Here is a 17169-nt window from a genome sequence, read left to right on the forward strand (position 1 = left end):
GGGCGTGCATGTTGGAGCGATGGCGGTATCTGCTTGTGGGATGTTTTGCGCTGTGGGCGCTGGCCTGTACCGAGCCTCTCTACCACGGGCTCGATGAGGCGCAGGCCAACGCGATGGTCGTTGAGCTCAGCCGTGCGGGCTTTGGCGCGACCAAGGTGCCCGACCCGGCCGACGCCACCCTGTGGGTGGTCCAGGTGCCCCGGGCCGAGCGTGTGGAGGCCTGGGAGCGTCTGCAGCAGGCCGGGCTTCCGCGGCCGGTGCAGTCCGGGTTTGGCGACTTTTATCCCGGCGCGGGGCTTATCCCCACCTCCCAGGAGGAGCGGGTGATCCTGCAGTACGCCACCGCCCAGGAGGTGCGCACAAGCCTTCTGAAGATCGACGGCGTGGTGGATGCGCACGTCCACCTGGTGCTCCCGCAGAAGGCGCGGGTGCAGCTGAGCAACGCCCCGAAGGCCGAGCCCCGCGCCAGCGTGCTGGTACGCTGGCGGGTGCTTGAGAGCGAGGAGCCGCCGCTGAGCGAGGAGGAGGTGCGCGCGCTGGTCGCCGGGGCGGTCGAGGAGCTCAAGCCGGAGGCGATCGAGGTGGTGATGACGCGCGCGACGATGGCTCCGGTGCAGGAGCGCGAGGCGGTCTTTGCGGCGGTCGGCCCTCTGGTGGTGGCGCCGCAGAGCGCCTCGATGGTCAAGGCGCTCATTGTGGGCATGGCCCTGATGATCATGGCGCTCTCTGCCGGCCTGGTGGTGCTGGTCGTGCGCCGTCGTCAGCAGGAGGGGCTGTGAGTGAGAAGGCCGCATTAACGCAGGCGGAGCAGGGGTTTGCCGCGGCCTGGGTGGCGCTGCGCTCCCGAGGGGGCGGAGGCGCCGACGATGCTGCCCGGGTCGATCCTTCCACCAGCGCCCCGCTCTCAGATCTCTTGCAGCGCTGGCTCACCACCTCTCTGCCAGAGAGCAGCGCGCTCACCGAGGCGTTTGCCGAGGATGGTCCTGCAGCTTCGTCAGAGCCTGTGGACTCCCGCGTGCTCATGGGACTTCGCGATGAGGCATCACTGCTGCAGGCCCTGACGCGAATCGGCGGTTTTCTCATCGCGTCGATGCGCCCGCAGGCGCCGCTTCGTCCTTTAATGGAGCTGACGCTGGGACTCGATCCCACGCTGGCGATGGAGCTCCGCGGGTGGTTGCTCAGCCCCCCGGCGCTCGGTGAAGGGTTGAGCCGCCGCGTGCGCGAGAGCTACGTGCGGTTGATCGGCCGCCAGCGTCGCCCCGATCAGGTCGCCGAGTTTGGTCTCTACTTTGTGATGCAGCCCGCGACCCTTCGTCATCCTTCGCTGGCCGCGCACCTGCGCGCACGATTAGGGGGAAGGCTGCGCGCGCGACTCAATGATTTCGGGGCGGCCGCGCTGCGCTCCAGCCAGGCCGAACTTCTCCCCTCGATTGAAGACGTGATCGCCTCGCTGGCCAGGCGTCCCGCGCCCGACGGGGAGACCGCCGAGATGAAGGAGGTTGATGATGCATGAGCTCGAGGATGTTCGTCCGCTTCTCAAGGCGGGCTCCGAGGTGGCCCGGGCGGTGAAGCCGGTCTTTGCCGGCGCGACGATCGTGCGAAAGCGCGTGATCGCTGATCTGGAGGCGCTGGAGGAGACGATCGCCGGGCTGCGTGCCGACGCCGCCCGCGAGGTGGACGAAGCACACGCTCAAGCCGAGCGCATTCGCGCCCGCGCGCTCGAAGAGGGCCAGCGTCAGGCGACCGAAGAGACGCTCGACGCGCTGGGAAAAGCGCGCGCCGAGTACGACCTGCTGCTCAAGCGCGCCGAGCCCGATATGGTGCGCCTGGCCTTTCAGATCGCCTCTCGTCTTATTGGCGAGTCGCTGGAGATGGCGCCGGAGCGGGTCGAGCAGATGGTGGCGCGCTCGCTGGAGCTTGTGCGCGGAAAACGCCAGGTGCTGCTGCGCGTGCATCCCGACGATCTTGCAACGTTGCGAGCGGCCGAGGCGCGTCTCTCGTATGTGGTCGGCGGCGCGCCGGTACACCTGCAGGCCGACGAGGAAGTTGCCCGCGGCGGCTGCCTCATTGAGACCGAGTCCGGCCAGATCGACGCCAGACTGCAGACCCAGCTCGATGTGCTGCAGGCGGCGCTCCTCGACGGAGGTTCATAATGCCCTTTGATGAGACGTCGATCCTCTCGCGCTATATGGATCGCCTGGACGCGGCCAGCCCGGTGCGTGTCACCGGTCGGGTGCAGGCGGTCACGGGCCTGGTGGTCAAAGCCAGCGTGCCGGACGCGGCGGTGGGTGACCTGGTGGAGATACGTCTGGGTGCCCGCGGCACTATGCCCGCCGAGGTTGTGGGTTTTGAGGGCGATCTGGCCGTGTTGATGCCGCTCGGCAGCGTGGAGGGCATCGGCCCGGGCGCCGAGGTGGAGTCGACGGGGCAACCCCTGAGCATCCACTGCGGTCCGGGGCTCCTGGGCCGGGTGCTCGACGGGCTGGGCCGCCCCATAGACGCCGGTCCGCCGCTGGGAGGCGCGGGCTTTGTGCGTTGGCCGATTTTGCGCGAGGCCCCGGATCCTTTTAAACGTCGGCGCATCACCGCGCCGCTCTCCATGGGGGTGCGCGCCATCGACGGTCTGCTCACCGTAGGCAAAGGCCAGCGCGTCGGGCTCTTTGCGGGCAGCGGCGTGGGTAAGTCGACCTTGATGGGGCAGATCGCCCGGGGGTGTGAGGCCGAGGTCATCGTGATTGCGCTCATTGGCGAGCGTGGCCGCGAGGTGCGCGACTTCCTCGAAGAGGTGCTCGGAGAAGAGGGCATGAAGAAGGCCGTGGTGGTCGTGGCCACCAGTGACGCGCCGAGCATGGTGCGCCTGAAGTCGGCTTTTGTGGCGACTGCCATCGCTGAATATTTTCGTGCCGAAGGCGCCGAGGTGCTCATGATGATGGACTCGGTCACACGATTTGCCCGCGCGCAACGCGAGGTGGGCCTGGCCGCCGGCGAGCCGCCCGCACGTCAGGGTTACCCCCCGAGTGTGTTCAGCATGCTGCCGCGCCTGCTCGAGCGCACCGGCAACGATGAGACCGGCTCCATCACGGCGCTCTACACCGTGCTTGTCGCCGGCGGTGATATGGAAGAGCCCATCGCCGACGAAGTCCGCGGCATCCTCGATGGGCACATCATCTTAAGTCGTAAGCTCGCCAGTCGCAGTCATTGGCCGGCCGTTGACGTATTGCCCTCGCTCTCGCGCGTGATGCGGGCGGTCACAACCCCGCAGCACGTGCAGGTCGCCGAGCGTTTTCGCCAGGTGCTGGCGACCTATGAGAGCCGGCGAGATCTTATCAGCCTGGGGGCGTACGAGTACGGGGCGGATGAGGAGGTCGATTTTGCCATCGACTGCATCGAGGAGATGGAGGCGCTGCTCAAGCAGGGGCTCGATGAGCACACAAGCCTCGATGAGACGATTGAGCGCATCAGTGATCTGTTTGCGTAAGGCCCGAAAAACCATGGGGCGCCGTATCCCCCGAAACTCACAGAGGGAGGATGGTCATGACCAGCGAGGCATATGAACTTCAGGTGCTCCTGGAGCTGCGCCAGGGGGAGAGAGAGCAGGCCGAGGCGTTGTTTGCCGAGGCCGTCGGTGAACTCGAGAAGGTGCGCCGGCGCGTGCGCGAGGCCCAGGGCCGGTGGGAACGCGTTGAGGCCCAACGCCGCCAGGGCACCCAGACCTTCGATGAGCGGGCCCGACAGAAGGGCATGGCGTTGGTCGAACTTCAGAACATCGACCGCTACCTCGAAGGGTTGCGCCAGCTCAGCGACGAGGCGCAGCAGGCGCTCACCCAGGTTCAGGAAGAGGAGCAGCGCGCCCAGCGTCAGGTGCACGCCGCCCAGCGTGCGATGCAGGGCGCCATCAGCGCGCTCAAAGCCGTGGAGGGCCATCACGAAGCCTGGCGGGATGAGCAGAAGACGCTCCACCGCCGCAAGGCCGAGGCCCAGATGGATGAGGTGGCCACGCGTCTGTGGCGGGAGCAGCAGCCATGAGCCGCATCGATCAGGGAAGCAACGCCGGCGCTGCCGCCTGGTCCCCCCGGGCCCATGAAGAGGTCGGCGGCCTGCGCCGGGCCATCACCGAGCATCTTCAGGAGACGCATCTCCCCGCCGAGGTCGCCCCGATGATGGGCGAGTTTCTGCAGAAGCCCGCGCTCTTCGGGGAGGTGCACAACGCCGGGTTGCAGCGGGTGCAACCTCCCCCCCACGCCCCACCTCCCGGGCAAATTCGCGACGCGTTGACCCACGCCCGCCACGCCTTGGCCTCCATCGACGCCGCCAGCCCCCAGGCCGGCGCGCTGCGCGAGGTCGTCGCCATCCTCGACGAGCACCTCTCGCTCAAAGCCGAGCTCATCAGCAGGTGCGCCTCCGACGCTGCGAAGGTAGGCTAGGGCCCCGAAGGCGCACCATCCTGGCGCGCCAGCACGCAGTTGAGGGCCCCGTGGCAGAATCGCAGTCGACGTCCAACCTCTGGCACTTTCGCCAGCTCATCACCGGGCCACAGGCCCGGGCCACCTTTGATCGTTTGCGCGAGCGCGGCCGCGTCGAGCGCTGGGGGCACGCCGCCCGCATTCACCTGGATCGCGAGCACGATGAGCGCGTCGTCGTCCTGGAGGGGCAGGTCATCCTGGGAAGTGAGACCACGCTGGCGCGAGGTGACGCCTTCGCGCCGCCGTCCGACGAGGTTGCCCCGGACTTTGAAGCACTTGCCCACCAGGAGACGACCATTGTGATCATGGAGCAGGAGGCGTTGCGCGAGAGCGTCGAGTTGCTGCTGCCCGAACGCATGGTGCAGGGCGGCTCGATTTTTCAGCGCCGCGAGCTCAGCGTGCCCCTGGCACCGCTTTTGCGCACGTCGACCGGCGCGCGCCAGGCTCAGACCATCCTGGAGCTTGCCGAGCGCTACGGGGAGCCCGGGCCCGGCAACCAGCGCGTGGCGCCGCCTCTCTCCTCAGCCCAGCTCGCTTCGCTCGCCGGCCTCGATCGCGAGCGCGCCCGCCAGGCGCTGGCGCTTTTGGAGCGCGCCGGGCTTATTCGCCGCGACCGCCGCGCGCTGCGCATCCTCGACCTCGACGGGCTGCGGCGATTTGCCCTGGGCTGACCGGCGATCCTTGCCCCGGCGATCCCCCCTCGTTATAACCCCGGCAACCTGAGTGGTGATCGGGGCAGCGCGCCGCGCTGCCGCGTAACGTCTGACGAGATGCGGCCCGCAGGGTCGTCGAGGAGTAAGCTGATGTTCGATGTTCTGGTGGCGATTCATAACGTGCTTCGCTGGGTGGTCCTCATCGCAGCCTTTGCTGCGATCGGTACGGCATGGCAGGGCGTGCTCTCCAAACGCGCCTACACCCGCGGCGACCGCCTGCGCTCGGTGGCGCTCGTCGCCTCGATGCACACCCAGCTCCTGCTGGGGCTTGCGCTCTACGGCTTAAGCCCCCTTGTGCGCACCGGCCTTACCGACATGGCCAACGCGATGAGCACCCGTGGCATCCGCTTCTTTGTGGTCGAACACATCTTCTTAATGCTCCTGGCCGTCTTCGTCATTCAGGCCGGCTCGATCGCGGCCAAAAAAGCCGACGACGACGCTAAGAAGCATAAGCGCGGCGCGATCTTCTACACCATCGGGCTTCTGCTCGTGCTCGGCGGCATCCCCTGGTTCCGCCCCCTCTTCCCCGGGCTTTAAGTCTGCTATACTGCTGCATAAACCCGACACCCAGGAGACGATGCGATGGCGATCGATCGAGATAAACTAAGCGCGCTAAGCCGCTCAAAGATGCCCGGCGTCATCGCCCTGGGGATCTTCTTTATGGTGGTGGTCGGCAGCTCCATGTTTCAGGTCGACGCCAACAGCGTCGGCGTGGTGCTGCGCCTGGGCAAACTCTCGCGCTCGGTGGGGCCGGGCCTGCACTTTAAGGCGCCCCTGGGCATCGAGAAGGTCTACAAGGTGCCGGTCGAAGAGCAGCGCAAAGAGGAGTTCGGCTTTCGCACCGCGGCGGTCGGCGACACCACCCGCTACAGCAGCGAGGGCTATGAGCATGAGTCCTTGATGCTCACCGGCGACCTCAACGTGGTGGAGGTGGAGTGGACGGTGCAGTACCGCATCAGCGATCCCTACCTCTACCTCTTCCGGGTGCGCGATGTGGAACACACCCTGCGCTACATGTCTCAGGCTTTGATGCGGGAGTTTGTGGGCGATCGCACCGTCAACGAGGTGCTCACCGCCGGTCGCACCGAGCTTGCCTCCTCGGTGCAGGCGCGCCTCCAGGAGCTCTGCAACCACTACGAGATGGGCATCACCATCGGCCAGGTCATCCTCCAGGATGTGACGCCTCCCGATCCGGTCAAACCTTCGTTTAACCAGGTCAACCAGGCCCAGCAGGAGATGGAGCGCATGATCAATGAGGCGCGTCGCGACTACAACGCGGTCATCCCCCGCGCCGAGGGCCGCGCTGAACAACAGATCCAGCAGGCCGAGGGCTACCTCATCGATCGTACCAACCGCGCCCGCGGTGAGGTCGCACGCTTTGCCAGCCTCTATGAGGAGTTCGCCAAGGCGCCCGAGATCACCCGCCAGCGCATCTACCTGGAGACGCTTGGCGAGGTTCTGCCGAAGATCAAAAACAAGGTCATTATCGATTCCGAGGCCACCAACATGATGCCGGTGATGCAGCTCGGTGGCGGCAGCACGATTCCTGCTGCGCCCCTGTCGACCCTGGGAGGTGATAAATGAGCTGGAAATCGTCGCTTTTGATCGCCGGCGCCATCATCGCGCTGATCCTGCTCAGCAGCGCCACCGTCGTGGTCGATGAGAATGAGCAGGTCGTCATCACCCAGTTTGGCAAACCCGTTGGCGAGGCGCTCACCGAGCCGGGGCTCTACTATAAGACGCCCTTTATCCAGAGTGAGCATCGCTTCGAGAAGCGTTTTCTGGAGTGGAACGGCAACCGCAATCAGATCCCCACCCGCGATAAGCGCTTTGTGTGGGTGGACACCTACGCGCGCTGGCGCATCGTCGACCCTTTACGTTTTTACCAGCGCGTGCGCGATGAGCGCGGCGCGAAGTCGCGACTCGACGACATCATCGACGGAGCGACCCGCGACGCGGTGGCCAACCACGACCTGATCGAGCTTGTGCGCTCGACCAACCGGGTGCCTCTGGTCGATGAGGATCTTCAGCAAGACGACGGCGAAGATCTGGCCGTGGGCCTTGCTCCCATCGTCCACGGTCGCAGCAAGATCATGAAGGACATCCTGGAGCAGTCCGCCGAGCTCGCCGCAGACCTGGGCGTGGAGGTGCTCGACGTGCGTTTTAAGCGCATCAACTACAACGAAGATGTGCAAAACCGCGTCTACGAACGCATGATCGCCGAGCGTTTTCGCATCGCCGAAAAATACCGCTCCCAGGGGCAGGGTGAGGCCGCCAGCATCAGCGGGGAGCGCGACCGCGAGCTCAAACGCATCGAGTCCGAGGCCTTCCGCAAGGCCGAAGAGATCCGCGGACGAGCGGATGCCGAGGCTGCTGCCATCTACGCGGATGCCTACGCCGTCGACCCGGAGTTCTACCGCTTCCTGCGCACGATGGAGAGCTACGAAGACGTTATCGGCAGTGACTCGGTGCTCATGCTCACCACCGAGAGTGAGTTTCTGGAGTACCTGAAGACGTCGCAGTAATCCTCATGAGGCAGCCCCGATACATGCAGATGCGCGCTGGCCGGCGACGATGAAGCACCTCCCCGTAGACGATGTGATTGGCGAGGTGGTGGGCGCGTTGCAAAAGCACGCCGGCGTGGTGATTGAGGCGCCGCCCGGCGCCGGCAAGAGCACGCGCGTGCCCCCGGCGCTTCTCGACGCCGGGCTGGCCGGCGGTCGCCAGATCGTGATGCTGGAGCCGCGCCGGGTGGCCGCGCGCGCCACCGCGCGCCGCATCGCTCAGGAGCGGGGCGCGACCCTCGGTGGCGAGGTCGGCTACCAGGTGCGTTTCGACCGCCGCGCCGGCCCTGACACCCGACTGCTCGTGATCACCGAGGGGATCCTCACCCGCTGGCTGCAGCGCGACCCGCTGCTCGATGAGGTGGGCGTGGTGATCCTGGATGAGTTTCATGAACGCAGCGTGCACAGCGATCTGGCCATCGCCTTTCTGCGAGAAGTTCAGCAGGTGCGCGAGGATCTGAAGATCGTGGTGATGTCGGCCACCATCGACACCGCTCCCATCGCCGACTTCTTAAGCGTTCCGGTGGTCAAGAGTCGGGGGCGCACCTTCCCGGTGCAGATCGACTACCTGGACCATCCCCCCGAAGATCGCGTGGAGTTTGAGGCCGCGCGCGCCGCGCGCCGTCATGTGGGAAGTGAGGCTGATGATGGCGGCGATATTCTGATCTTTTTGCCCGGCCAGGCCGAGATTCACCGCTGCCTCTCGGCCCTGGAGCGCTGGGCGCCCGATGAGGGCATTCGCTGCTTTCCGCTCTATTCGGCGCTGCCCAACCGCGAGCAGGACCGCGCCCTTGAACCGGGCGGCCCCCGGCGCATCATCTGTTCGACGAACATCGCCGAGACCTCGCTGACGATCGAGGCCGTCACGCTCGTGATCGACTCGGGCAAGGTGCGCACCATGCGCAGCTCCCCGGCCAGCGGGCTCGACGAGCTGATGCTGGAGCATGTCAGCCTGGCCTCGGCCAATCAGCGCGCCGGCCGGGCGGGGCGAGTGCGCCCGGGGAGGGCGTTGCGGCTGTGGACACGGGCATTTGAGCATCGCATGGCGCCTTACGATGACGCCGAGCTGCAGCGCGTGGAACTCTCCCCGGTGGTGCAGGAAGTTGTGGCCTGGAGCGGCGCCGACCCACGTGAATTCAACTGGTTTGAGCCACCTCCCGAGGTCGCGCTTGGCCAGGCGATCGATCTTCTCCGCCAGCTCGGCGCGATGGAGCCCGATGACTTTCGCTTAAGCGATCTGGGCCGGCGCCTCCTCGATCTTCCGCTGCACCCGCGCCTCGGCCGGATGCTCATCGAGGGGGAGCGGCGCGGGACTTCGGCAAAGGCCTGCGCGATGGCGGCGATCTTATCGGAGCGCGACTTCGTCACCTCGGTCGCCCCCGACGCGCCGGCCGCAGCGAGCGATGTGCTGCTGCGCGCGGAGCTTTTAGAAGACGCCGCCCGTGGCAGCGGAGCGGCCGCGCGGCGCGTTGGCGTGCGTGTGCATCAGGGCGGGGCGCGGCGAGTGGCCGAGGTGCGCGACCAACTTCTGAAGGCCGCCGGCGTGGATCCTCGAAAAGACTCCGGCGATGAGGAAGACGCGCTGCGCACCCTGCTCAGCGCCTACCCCGACCGCATCGCCTTTCGGCGCGAAGAGGGCGCGGGGCGCTTTGTGATGGTGGGCGGCGAAGCCCTGGCGCTGGCGCGTGAGAGCGTGGTGCGAGAGGCCCCGGTGGTGGTCGCCGCCTCCATCGGGGGCCGCACCCGGGCGCGCGATGCCGTCGGCGGGGTGCAGAGCCGCGGGTTGATTCGGATGGCCTCGACCGTGGAGATGGCGTGGCTCGAAGACGCCTTCCCCGAGCGCTTTGAGGAGCGGGTGGTGGTCGACTTTGATGGCGAGCGCCAGCGCGTGATGGCCGAGCGTCAGCGCCTCTTCGACGGTATTGCGCTCGAGCGTCAGGTGGCCTCGGTGGCCGAACACGCCGACCCTTCGGAGGTTACGGCCTGTCTGCTCGAGCATGCGCTCGACGATGTGGTGGCGGCCTTTGGCCTCAACACCGATGAGGCGCAATTTCTGCTACGCTGGGAGTGCGCACGCCTGTGGTTTCCCGAGGCCGACTTCCCTCAGCTGATGCTCGACGCGCGCCGCGGCGATTCCGAGCAGCCCATCTGGCAGCAGGTCTGCTGGGGCAAACGCACCTTTGGCCAGCTGCGTGGCATCGGCCTCTGCGGTCAGCTCGGCGCCTACCTTAACCGCGAGCAGCGTCGCCTGCTCGATGAGGAGTTGCCGCCGCGGCTGGAGGTCCCCTCCGGCAGCCACATTCGCCTCGACTACAGCCTGGACGCCCCCCCGGTGCTCGCTGTGCGCATTCAGGAGGTCTTTGGCTGGCGCGACTCCCCGCGCATCGCCCGCGGGCAGGTCGCCGTGCTCCTTCATCTACTCGCCCCGAACTACCGGCCGCAGCAGGTCACCGATGATCTGGCCGGATTCTGGGAGCGCACCTACCCGGAGGTGCGAAAGGAGCTGCGCGCGCGCTACGCCAAACACCCCTGGCCCGAAGATCCGCTGAGCGCGCGCGCCATCCGAAAGTAGCACTTACTCCTCGTCTACAACCTCAATGGGGCCGTGGTTATCGCAGTGGTCACCGTGGGGGTGATGCAGATGCCCGTCGACCAGGTAGTCGATGTGATCGCCGTGAGGCACTGGCTCATGCCCGCAGCTTGGCCCGTGCACGTGATCGGGAGGGTGGGCGCCACAGCGGTGGTAGGGCGTGCAGCGGTGCGGGTTGACGTCGGTCACCTCGATGCGGTGCTCCTCCACCATATCGCCACCCTCCGGGTGGTGGAGGTGGCCGTCGTGCAGGTAGTCGACGTGATCCTCATGCTCAATGGCAATATGCCCGCAACCCGGGCCGTGTTTGTGACCATCGTCATGATGGTGTTCATGCAGGTGTGTCATGCGTGCCTCCACGGCAGCTATGAGACTGAAGCGTGGGCGAACACCCTTAAATCTGGCCACCTGCGCCCCCTTCCCAAACCTTTGCTCGGGTGACCGTGGGTCGTTTTGAAGGTGACAGTGGGTCGCCCAAAAATGTCCGGTTTGCGGTGACCGTGGGTCGCGCCAAAGACGACCGTGGGTCGATTGAAAAGTGACCGTGGGTCACCCAAAAGTGTCCGATTTACAGCGACCGTGGGTCGGCAAAAAGCTAACCGTGGGTCGATTGAAAGGTGACCGTGGGTCGCCCCAGAATGTCTGATTTACAGTGACCGTGGGTCACCCAAAAGTGTCCGATTTACAGCGACCGTGGGTCACCCAAAAGCTGACCGTGGGTCGCCCAAACGTGGTCGATTTGCGGTGACCGTGGGTCGCCCAAAAGACGACCCTGGGTCACCCTCAACCCAGGTTCAGCGGCTCGGTGCAGTGACGCGCATCCCCGAAGACGCGCGTCTCAATCCCCATCGCTCCCAGGCACGCGGTGTAAAGATCGTTGACCGCACGGGAGCGCCCGTCACTCACGCGGTGATGGTAGCCGGTGCGCGCGGCAAAGGGGCCGCCGGCCACCAGATAAAACATCTCGTCGTGATTGTGCGTGGAGGGGTTGGAGATCTCGGTGCCGGCCAGCAGCAGGGAGTTACCCAGAATCGTCTCCCCGTTGGCCTCGCTAAATTCCGGGGCGTCCAGGCGCTCCAGGAGCTCGGCGAGCATGGTCATCTGGAAGAGGGTGTAGGTGGAGAAGTCGTTGTCGGGCCGGGCGTTGTAGCGGTGTCCCAGCTCGTGGTGGGCGGCCTGGGTGCCGGCCAGAAAGAAGTCTTCGCCACCGGCGCCCAGCGTAAAGCTCACAAAGCGCGTCAGGTCGCAGCGCAGCGCCGTGGCCAGGAGGTCGGCCTGCAGGCGAAAGACCTCGGCGTACTCCGAGTAGCGCGTCTCGGCATACGATGCGGGCTGGTCGGGCTGCAGGCATTGGGCGCGCATCGCGTGGTCGTGGCGCTGCGCCCGTCGCTCCAGCTGACGGAGCTGATCGAGATGGTCCGAGATCTGCGCCCGGCTCAAGGGATCGAGCCCGTAGCGATCGCTGATGACGCGGTGGTACTCCGGCAGCACCGTATCGAGAATGCTCTGTTGACGCGCGCGCTGCGGGTCGCCGGGGGCTGCGTTGGGGTCGTGGCCGAAGAGGCGATGAAAGGTGTCCAACGGGTTTAAGAGCGGCGGGTTGGGCTGGTTGATGCCCCGCCAGGATTTCACATGGTAGGTGCGCGTTTTGGGCGCGCCGCGCATCACCCCGAGCTCCAGCGAGGGCAAGGTGGTCTCGGGGCGAAGATGTTGCAGCGCGACCTGCTCCAGCGAGGGGCCGCCGGCGGAGTTCGCATAGCGTTTGCCGTAGTGATCGACGACGTCGTGATCCTGAAAAGGATTGGATGCCCCCACCGCAAACGCGCCGCTGCCGCGGCTATGATCATCGCCGGAGCCTTCTTTGCCGGCCGGGTCGCTCAAGCCCGAGACGAGCGCCAGGCGGTGGCGCACCCGCTCCAATGGCGAGAGCACGCCTGTGAGCTCGCCAAGCGGCCCGGCGTTCTGCGGAAGCCAGAGCTCGGGGGGGCATCCGTTGGCAAAGAAGAAGGTGATCAGCCGGCGTGGGGCCTGCGCCGACGCCTCACTCGCCCGCAACATCCGATGTCCCAGCAGCGCGTCGCCTCCCAGCGCTGCAATAAATGGAAGCCCAATAGCCAGGGTGCCCGCCCCGCGCAGAAACGCTCGCCGCGTCATCTTCCTGTCGTTGCTCATGGCGTGCCTCCAAAATAGCGATGCTGGCGAACGTGGCGAAACGCATCGCTCGATACGATGGCCACGATGATGTCGGTGTAGGAGCGTCCCTGGCTGCGCGCCTCATCAATGATGGCGTTGAGGGTGCAGCGGTCGATTTCGGCCGAGGGTCGGCCCAGGGCATACTGGTACATCTGCTCGACCATGCAGCGCTCGGCGTCTTCGCTCTGCGCGAGAAGTTCGCCCAGCTGGCGGGCGCCCTCAAAGTGCAGTGTGTCGCGCTCGTAGGGGCTCTGGGTGATGGCGCCGCGCACATCGAGCGGGTGCCCGGTGTCATCGACGCTGCGGTAGCGACCGGTGGCGTCAAAGGCCTCCAGCCCAAAGCCGATGGGGTCGGCGGCGCGGTGGCAGAAGTTGCAGGAGGGATCATCGCTGTGGCGCTGCAACCTCTCGCGCGTGCTCATCCCCTCGGTGTCCGGCGCGGCCTGCATCACGGCGTTTGACGCCGGCGAGGGCACCGACTGGCATAGGAATCGCTCGCGCACGAAGATGCCGCGTTTCACAGGTGAAGTCGTATCGTTGCTGGTGCTGGCCGTGAGCAGCGCCCCCTGAGTGAGCAGGCCGCCGCGGGGACTTTCGTCGCTAAAATACGTCGGCTGGTCGGGGGCGGCCGGCGCCTCAATCCCGTAATAGCCGGCCAGGCGCGGGGTCAGGTAACTAAAGCGCGCCTCGAAGATGGAGAGCCAGTCGGCCTGATCGTCAAAAGCGATGGCCTGCGAGAAGTTCTCGATCTCCAGGCGCATATCGTCGATGAGCGCGTCGGAGAAGTCGGGGAAACGCTCCGGGCTGCGCTCCACGGTGGCCAGCGTGTCGAGGTGCAGCCACTCGGCCAGGTAGCTCTTAAAGGCGCGGCGAGCACGTGGGTCGCCGAGCATCGTCCTGGCCCACCGCGCGACGCCTTCGGCCTCATTGAGCTCACCGCGCTCCGCCGCATCGAGCAGCGCGCGGTCCGGCGCGGAGTGCCAGATGAAGTAGGAGAGGCGGCTGGCCATCTCAAACCCGCTCAGTGGGCGCACGTCATAGGTGGGATCGTCGCCGGAGCCGACCCCGGAGGTCAGCGGGCCGAGCACCTCCACGTGGATCACCCGGGGTGCAACCGGAGCGCCGGTGATTCGGCCCTCGGGCTCGGCGACCAGGCGCAATGCGCTTGTTTCAGAGGTGGTGGGTTCAAGCTGCAAGCCGAGTCGCGTGGTGCGAAAGGGAGCCACGCGAACCTCGCGATGAGCATCGCCCACCCCGAGGCTGACAACGATAGGGTAGGGCGCATCGTTGGCCAGCGCGACGCTCACCCGGTAGGTGCCAGACTTTAAGTTCAGCGGGGCGCTGATGCCCTCGCTGGCGAGCGGGCCTTTGAGGGCGTCGGGATCTTTGAGCGCGGCGGCGCCGAGCGCGCCATCGTAGCGGTCACTCTCCAGGCGATAGAGAAATTGCGGGGCTTGCAGCATCGCCTCAACGACCAGCCGGGCGCCTTCCCGGGGCGTCGACTCCTGTGAGAAGAGCGCCGCGAAGCGGCGCACCTCATCATCGCTCAAGGGCCGGCGGAAAAGTTCCAGGCCGGCCTCCTCCACAAAGGTGCGGGCGCAGCGCTCCTGGGTCTCTTCGCAGACGCTCAGGTGGCGTAACCACCGGTGGTCGCTCGAGAGCGCGGCGGTGGCCACTTGAGCCAGGTGCGCGTACACCTCCACATGCCTGCCCGAGACGATCAGCCCCCAGGCGGTGTTCTTAAAACCGTCGACATACGACTCCCGCGGCAGGCTCTCGCGCCAGGCGCTCAAGTCCACGCCCAGAATATCGTGGATGCTCCAGATGTACTCCTGATGGGTCAGGCGCCGGGCGTAGCCCGGGCCCGGATCCAGGTCGGCGGCCTCGCAGATGGCGCTCGTATCCTGCCCGGCGGGGCGCTCCTCAAGAGGCGCGGGGCAGGCGCTGAGCAGCGCCGCTAAACTGAGAAGCGCTGCGCCGGTGAGTGTTCGCAAGCGTGGCATCAAAGCGGGATCTTCGTGGATGAGGGGCTCAACGCCCTTGAATGGAGCGAACATCGTGGAGGTCGGGAGGATTTTTGCTCCCGGGCATGCTTCATCTTAGGATGGGCACCGGGCCTCTTCCAGCGCCCATATCACGGGCGCCCTTCGCGGGCGTAAGCAGCAGGCAGATACCCTATGGTCGGACCCTCCTCCTTTGTCGATTATTCAGTGCGCCACCTGGCGCAGGCGCTCATGGCCCAGGGGCTGCTCAACCAGGAGCAGGCCCGGCGCGCTGTGGAGCAGGAGGCGGTGGTGCGCCACGGGCTGCTCAAGGCCAAAGCCGATCAGGCCGGGCGCCGGCGCGCGAGCTATAAGGTTACGCCGGCCGAGGTCATCGCCCAGCTGGAGTTTCGCCAGCCCTCCGGCGATCTTCTCGACGAAGACGCCATCATGTCCGCGCTGGCCCGCGATGCCGGGCTCCCCTTTGAGAAGCCCGACCCGCTGGAGCTCGACATGGAGCTCATCGCCCGCACCATGAGCCAGCCCTTCGCGCGCCGCCACAGCTGTGTGGCGCTGCGCCGCGAGGAGGGGCGCACGGTGATCGCGCTCGATAACCCCTACGATCGCCAGTTGCTCCACGAACTGCACACGCTGATCCCCGGTGAACTCAGCGTTGTGGTCAGCCCCAAGAGCGACATTCTGCGCATTGTGACCGAGGTCTACGGGCTGCGATCTTCGATCTCCGCCGCGCAGGAAGAACTCTCCATCGGCATCGACATCGGCAACCTCGAGCAGCTCATTCGCCTTAAAGATGTGGGCGATATCGAGGCCACCGACCGCCCGATTGTCAACGCGGTGGAGTACCTGCTGCATTATGCCTTCGACCAGCGCGCCAGCGACATTCACCTGGAGCCCAAACGCGATCGCACCGTGGTGCGCCTGCGCATCGACGGGGTCTTGCACGGCGTCTACGAGTTTCCGCGCGCCATTCACGCCGCGCTGATCAGCCGCGTGAAGATGCTCGCCAGGATGGACATCGCCGAGAAACGCCGCCCCCAGGACGGCCGCATCAAGACCGAACGCGCCGGCCGCGAGGTGGAGCTTCGCGTCTCCACGCTGCCGGTGGCTTTTGGCGAAAAAGCCGTCATTCGCGTCTTCGACCCGCAGGCCTTGATTCAGAACCTCGACCACATCGGCTTTTATAAAGATGATCTGACCCGCTGGCGAAACTTCATCAACCGCCCCCACGGGCTGATCCTTGTGACCGGCCCCACCGGCAGCGGTAAGACCACCACGCTCTACTCCACGCTGCGTGAGCTTGCCGGCCCCGACGTCAACATCACCACCGTCGAAGACCCCATCGAGATGGTCTACGAGGAGTTCAACCAGGTGCTGGTGCAGCGCCGCATCGATGTGGACTTTAGCACCGCGCTGCGCACCATCCTGCGACAGGATCCCGACATCATCATGGTCGGTGAGATCCGCGATGGAGAGACCGCCGCGATGGCCACCCAGGCCGCACTCACCGGCCACCTGGTCTTCTCGACCCTGCACACCAACGACACCCCCTCGGCGATCAGCCGGCTCATCGATATGGAAGTCGAGCCCTTCCTGATGGCCTCGACCATGGTCGGGGTGATGGCCCAGCGCCTGCTGCGCACGATCTGCCCGCGCTGCAAGGTCCAGGGCACGCTGAGCGCCGAGCAGGTGGAACTCTTGCAGATCAAGCTCCCGCCCCGAAGCTCGCAGAGCCTGCCGATGTGGTATGGTGAGGGGTGCGTCAAATGCCGGGGCACCGGCTATTTCGGGAGGACCGCGATCTTCGAGCTCTTACCGGTCGATGAGACGGTACGTCAGCTCATCGCAAAGCGCGCCAGCGCCCCGGAGATTCGCAAAGCCGCCCGCGCCAACGGCATGATGTCGCTGCGCGAATGCGCCATCAAAAAACTCGCTCAAGGCCTCACGACCTTTGAAGAAGTGATGACGGTCGTATCGGATGTGACATGAAACGAAAACTCTTTATCGCCGCCGGCTCCCTGGCCGGTCTTCTGGTGCTCTTGATGCTCGTCAGCGCCTGTATGTGGCCGATGATCAACGTGGTGGAGACCGGCAAAACCCCGGAGTACCCCGAGGTGCAGCCGGGCTACTATTCGACTGAGCCCGAGCGCATCCTGCGCGAGTCGGCCGCAAGCGTCGAAGCCCTGGAACGCTGGACGCTCGTCGAGCAAGACGAGGCCCGTCGTCAGCTCGCCGCCGAGCGCCGCACTCGCCTGGGTTTTGTCGATGACATCACCATCCGCGTGGAGCCGGTTACCGAGTTTGTCAGCCAGGTCAACGTGCGCAGCGCCTCGCGGGTGGGGAAGGGCGACTTCGGCCAGAACGCCCGCAACATCGAGGAGTTTTTCGTGGAGTTGGACTCGCGCCTGGGCTCGGTGAAGTTCGATCCGAGCGCCGAAGCCGAAGACGAAGGTGAAGCGTCCGGCGACGAGGAATCCGGCCCGGAGGAGGGCGCATCGCAGGAGAGCCCGCAGCCCTGATTACGCCGCCGCACGGGCCTGCCGATCCTGGTTAAAGTCTACTCCGCATCGTCTGGCAGATGCCTCACTCACCGCGCTGTGCAAGGCGTAACGTTGCCGGAATGCCGCCGTGGCACAACATTTGAAA

16 protein-coding genes are annotated in these 17169 nt (G+C 66.0%); 13 read left to right on the plus strand and 3 right to left on the minus strand.

The window, feature by feature from the left end; genetic code table 11:
* Positions 1–8 precede the first annotated feature (8 nt).
* The 11 genes from FRC98_RS00155 to hrpB all read left to right on the plus strand — a co-directional run bounded on the left by FRC98_RS00155 (position 9) and on the right by hrpB (position 10312).
* The gene (locus FRC98_RS00155) at positions 9–779 is read left to right on the plus strand and encodes a hypothetical protein (protein ID WP_146979290.1); all 771 of its coding nucleotides are present in this window, start codon (positions 9–11) and stop codon (positions 777–779) included.
* Positions 776–1513 carry a hypothetical protein gene (locus FRC98_RS00160; protein ID WP_146979291.1) on the plus strand — a complete coding sequence of 246 codons (738 nt, stop codon included), beginning with the start codon at positions 776–778 and terminating at the stop codon, positions 1511–1513. The genes FRC98_RS00155 and FRC98_RS00160 overlap by 4 nt, the downstream gene beginning before the upstream one ends.
* Positions 1506–2153, plus strand: coding sequence for a FliH/SctL family protein (locus tag FRC98_RS00165; protein ID WP_230467119.1), 648 nt, complete (start codon positions 1506–1508; stop codon positions 2151–2153). The genes FRC98_RS00160 and FRC98_RS00165 overlap by 8 nt, the downstream gene beginning before the upstream one ends.
* Positions 2153–3478: a type III secretion system ATPase SctN gene (sctN, locus tag FRC98_RS00170; protein ID WP_146979293.1), complete on the plus strand. Its 1326-nt coding sequence runs from the start codon at positions 2153–2155 to the stop codon at positions 3476–3478. The genes FRC98_RS00165 and sctN overlap by 1 nt, the downstream gene beginning before the upstream one ends.
* Before the next feature lie 56 nt (positions 3479–3534).
* Positions 3535–4026, plus strand: coding sequence for a flagellar FliJ family protein (locus FRC98_RS00175; protein ID WP_230467120.1), 492 nt, complete (start codon positions 3535–3537; stop codon positions 4024–4026).
* Positions 4023–4424, plus strand: coding sequence for a hypothetical protein (locus FRC98_RS00180; protein ID WP_146979295.1), 402 nt, complete (start codon positions 4023–4025; stop codon positions 4422–4424). Before FRC98_RS00175 ends, FRC98_RS00180 begins: the two co-directional genes overlap by 4 nt.
* Before the next feature lie 50 nt (positions 4425–4474).
* A complete protein-coding gene (locus FRC98_RS00185) occupies positions 4475–5134 on the plus strand; it encodes a Crp/Fnr family transcriptional regulator (protein ID WP_146979296.1) in 660 nt (219 codons plus the stop codon).
* A gap of 132 nt (positions 5135–5266) precedes the next feature.
* Positions 5267–5713, plus strand: coding sequence for a hypothetical protein (locus FRC98_RS00190; protein ID WP_146979297.1), 447 nt, complete (start codon positions 5267–5269; stop codon positions 5711–5713).
* Positions 5714–5758: 45 nt separating this feature from the next.
* The gene (gene hflK, locus FRC98_RS00195; RefSeq protein WP_146979298.1) at positions 5759–6760 is read left to right on the plus strand and encodes an FtsH protease activity modulator HflK; all 1002 of its coding nucleotides are present in this window, start codon (positions 5759–5761) and stop codon (positions 6758–6760) included.
* Positions 6757–7701 carry a protease modulator HflC gene (gene hflC, locus FRC98_RS00200; RefSeq protein ID WP_146979299.1) on the plus strand — a complete coding sequence of 315 codons (945 nt, stop codon included), beginning with the start codon at positions 6757–6759 and terminating at the stop codon, positions 7699–7701. The genes hflK and hflC overlap by 4 nt, the downstream gene beginning before the upstream one ends.
* Before the next feature lie 49 nt (positions 7702–7750).
* Positions 7751–10312: an ATP-dependent helicase HrpB gene (gene hrpB, locus FRC98_RS00205; protein WP_146979300.1), complete on the plus strand. Its 2562-nt coding sequence runs from the start codon at positions 7751–7753 to the stop codon at positions 10310–10312.
* Between the two features lie 3 nt (positions 10313–10315).
* Here hrpB and FRC98_RS00210 read toward each other — a convergent pair whose 3' ends face one another.
* The 3 genes from FRC98_RS00210 to FRC98_RS00220 all read right to left on the minus strand — a co-directional run bounded on the left by FRC98_RS00210 (position 10316) and on the right by FRC98_RS00220 (position 14526).
* Positions 10316–10678, minus strand: coding sequence for a hypothetical protein (locus FRC98_RS00210; protein ID WP_146979301.1), 363 nt, complete (start codon positions 10676–10678; stop codon positions 10316–10318).
* A 435-nt stretch (positions 10679–11113) separates the two neighbouring features.
* Positions 11114–12502: a DUF1552 domain-containing protein gene (locus FRC98_RS00215; RefSeq protein ID WP_146979302.1), complete on the minus strand. Its 1389-nt coding sequence runs from the start codon at positions 12500–12502 to the stop codon at positions 11114–11116.
* A complete protein-coding gene (locus tag FRC98_RS00220) occupies positions 12499–14526 on the minus strand; it encodes a DUF1592 domain-containing protein (RefSeq protein ID WP_230467121.1) in 2028 nt (675 codons plus the stop codon). The genes FRC98_RS00215 and FRC98_RS00220 overlap by 4 nt, the downstream gene beginning before the upstream one ends.
* 174 nt (positions 14527–14700) lie before the next feature.
* On the opposite strand from FRC98_RS00220, the gene FRC98_RS00225 reads away from it, so the two are divergent.
* Together FRC98_RS00225 and FRC98_RS00230 are read left to right on the plus strand one after the other, a co-directional pair.
* Entirely contained in the window at positions 14701–16512 is a 1812-nt protein-coding gene (locus FRC98_RS00225; RefSeq protein ID WP_146979304.1) for a GspE/PulE family protein, read from the plus strand.
* Entirely contained in the window at positions 16509–17042 is a 534-nt protein-coding gene (locus FRC98_RS00230; protein ID WP_146979305.1) for a DUF1499 domain-containing protein, read from the plus strand. Before FRC98_RS00225 ends, FRC98_RS00230 begins: the two co-directional genes overlap by 4 nt.
* The last annotated feature ends 127 nt before the right edge of the window (positions 17043–17169 follow it).

It is taken from the genome of Lujinxingia vulgaris (assembly GCF_007997015.1).
In the GTDB taxonomy this organism is placed as follows: Bacteria; Myxococcota_A; Bradymonadia; order Bradymonadales; family Bradymonadaceae; genus Lujinxingia; species Lujinxingia vulgaris.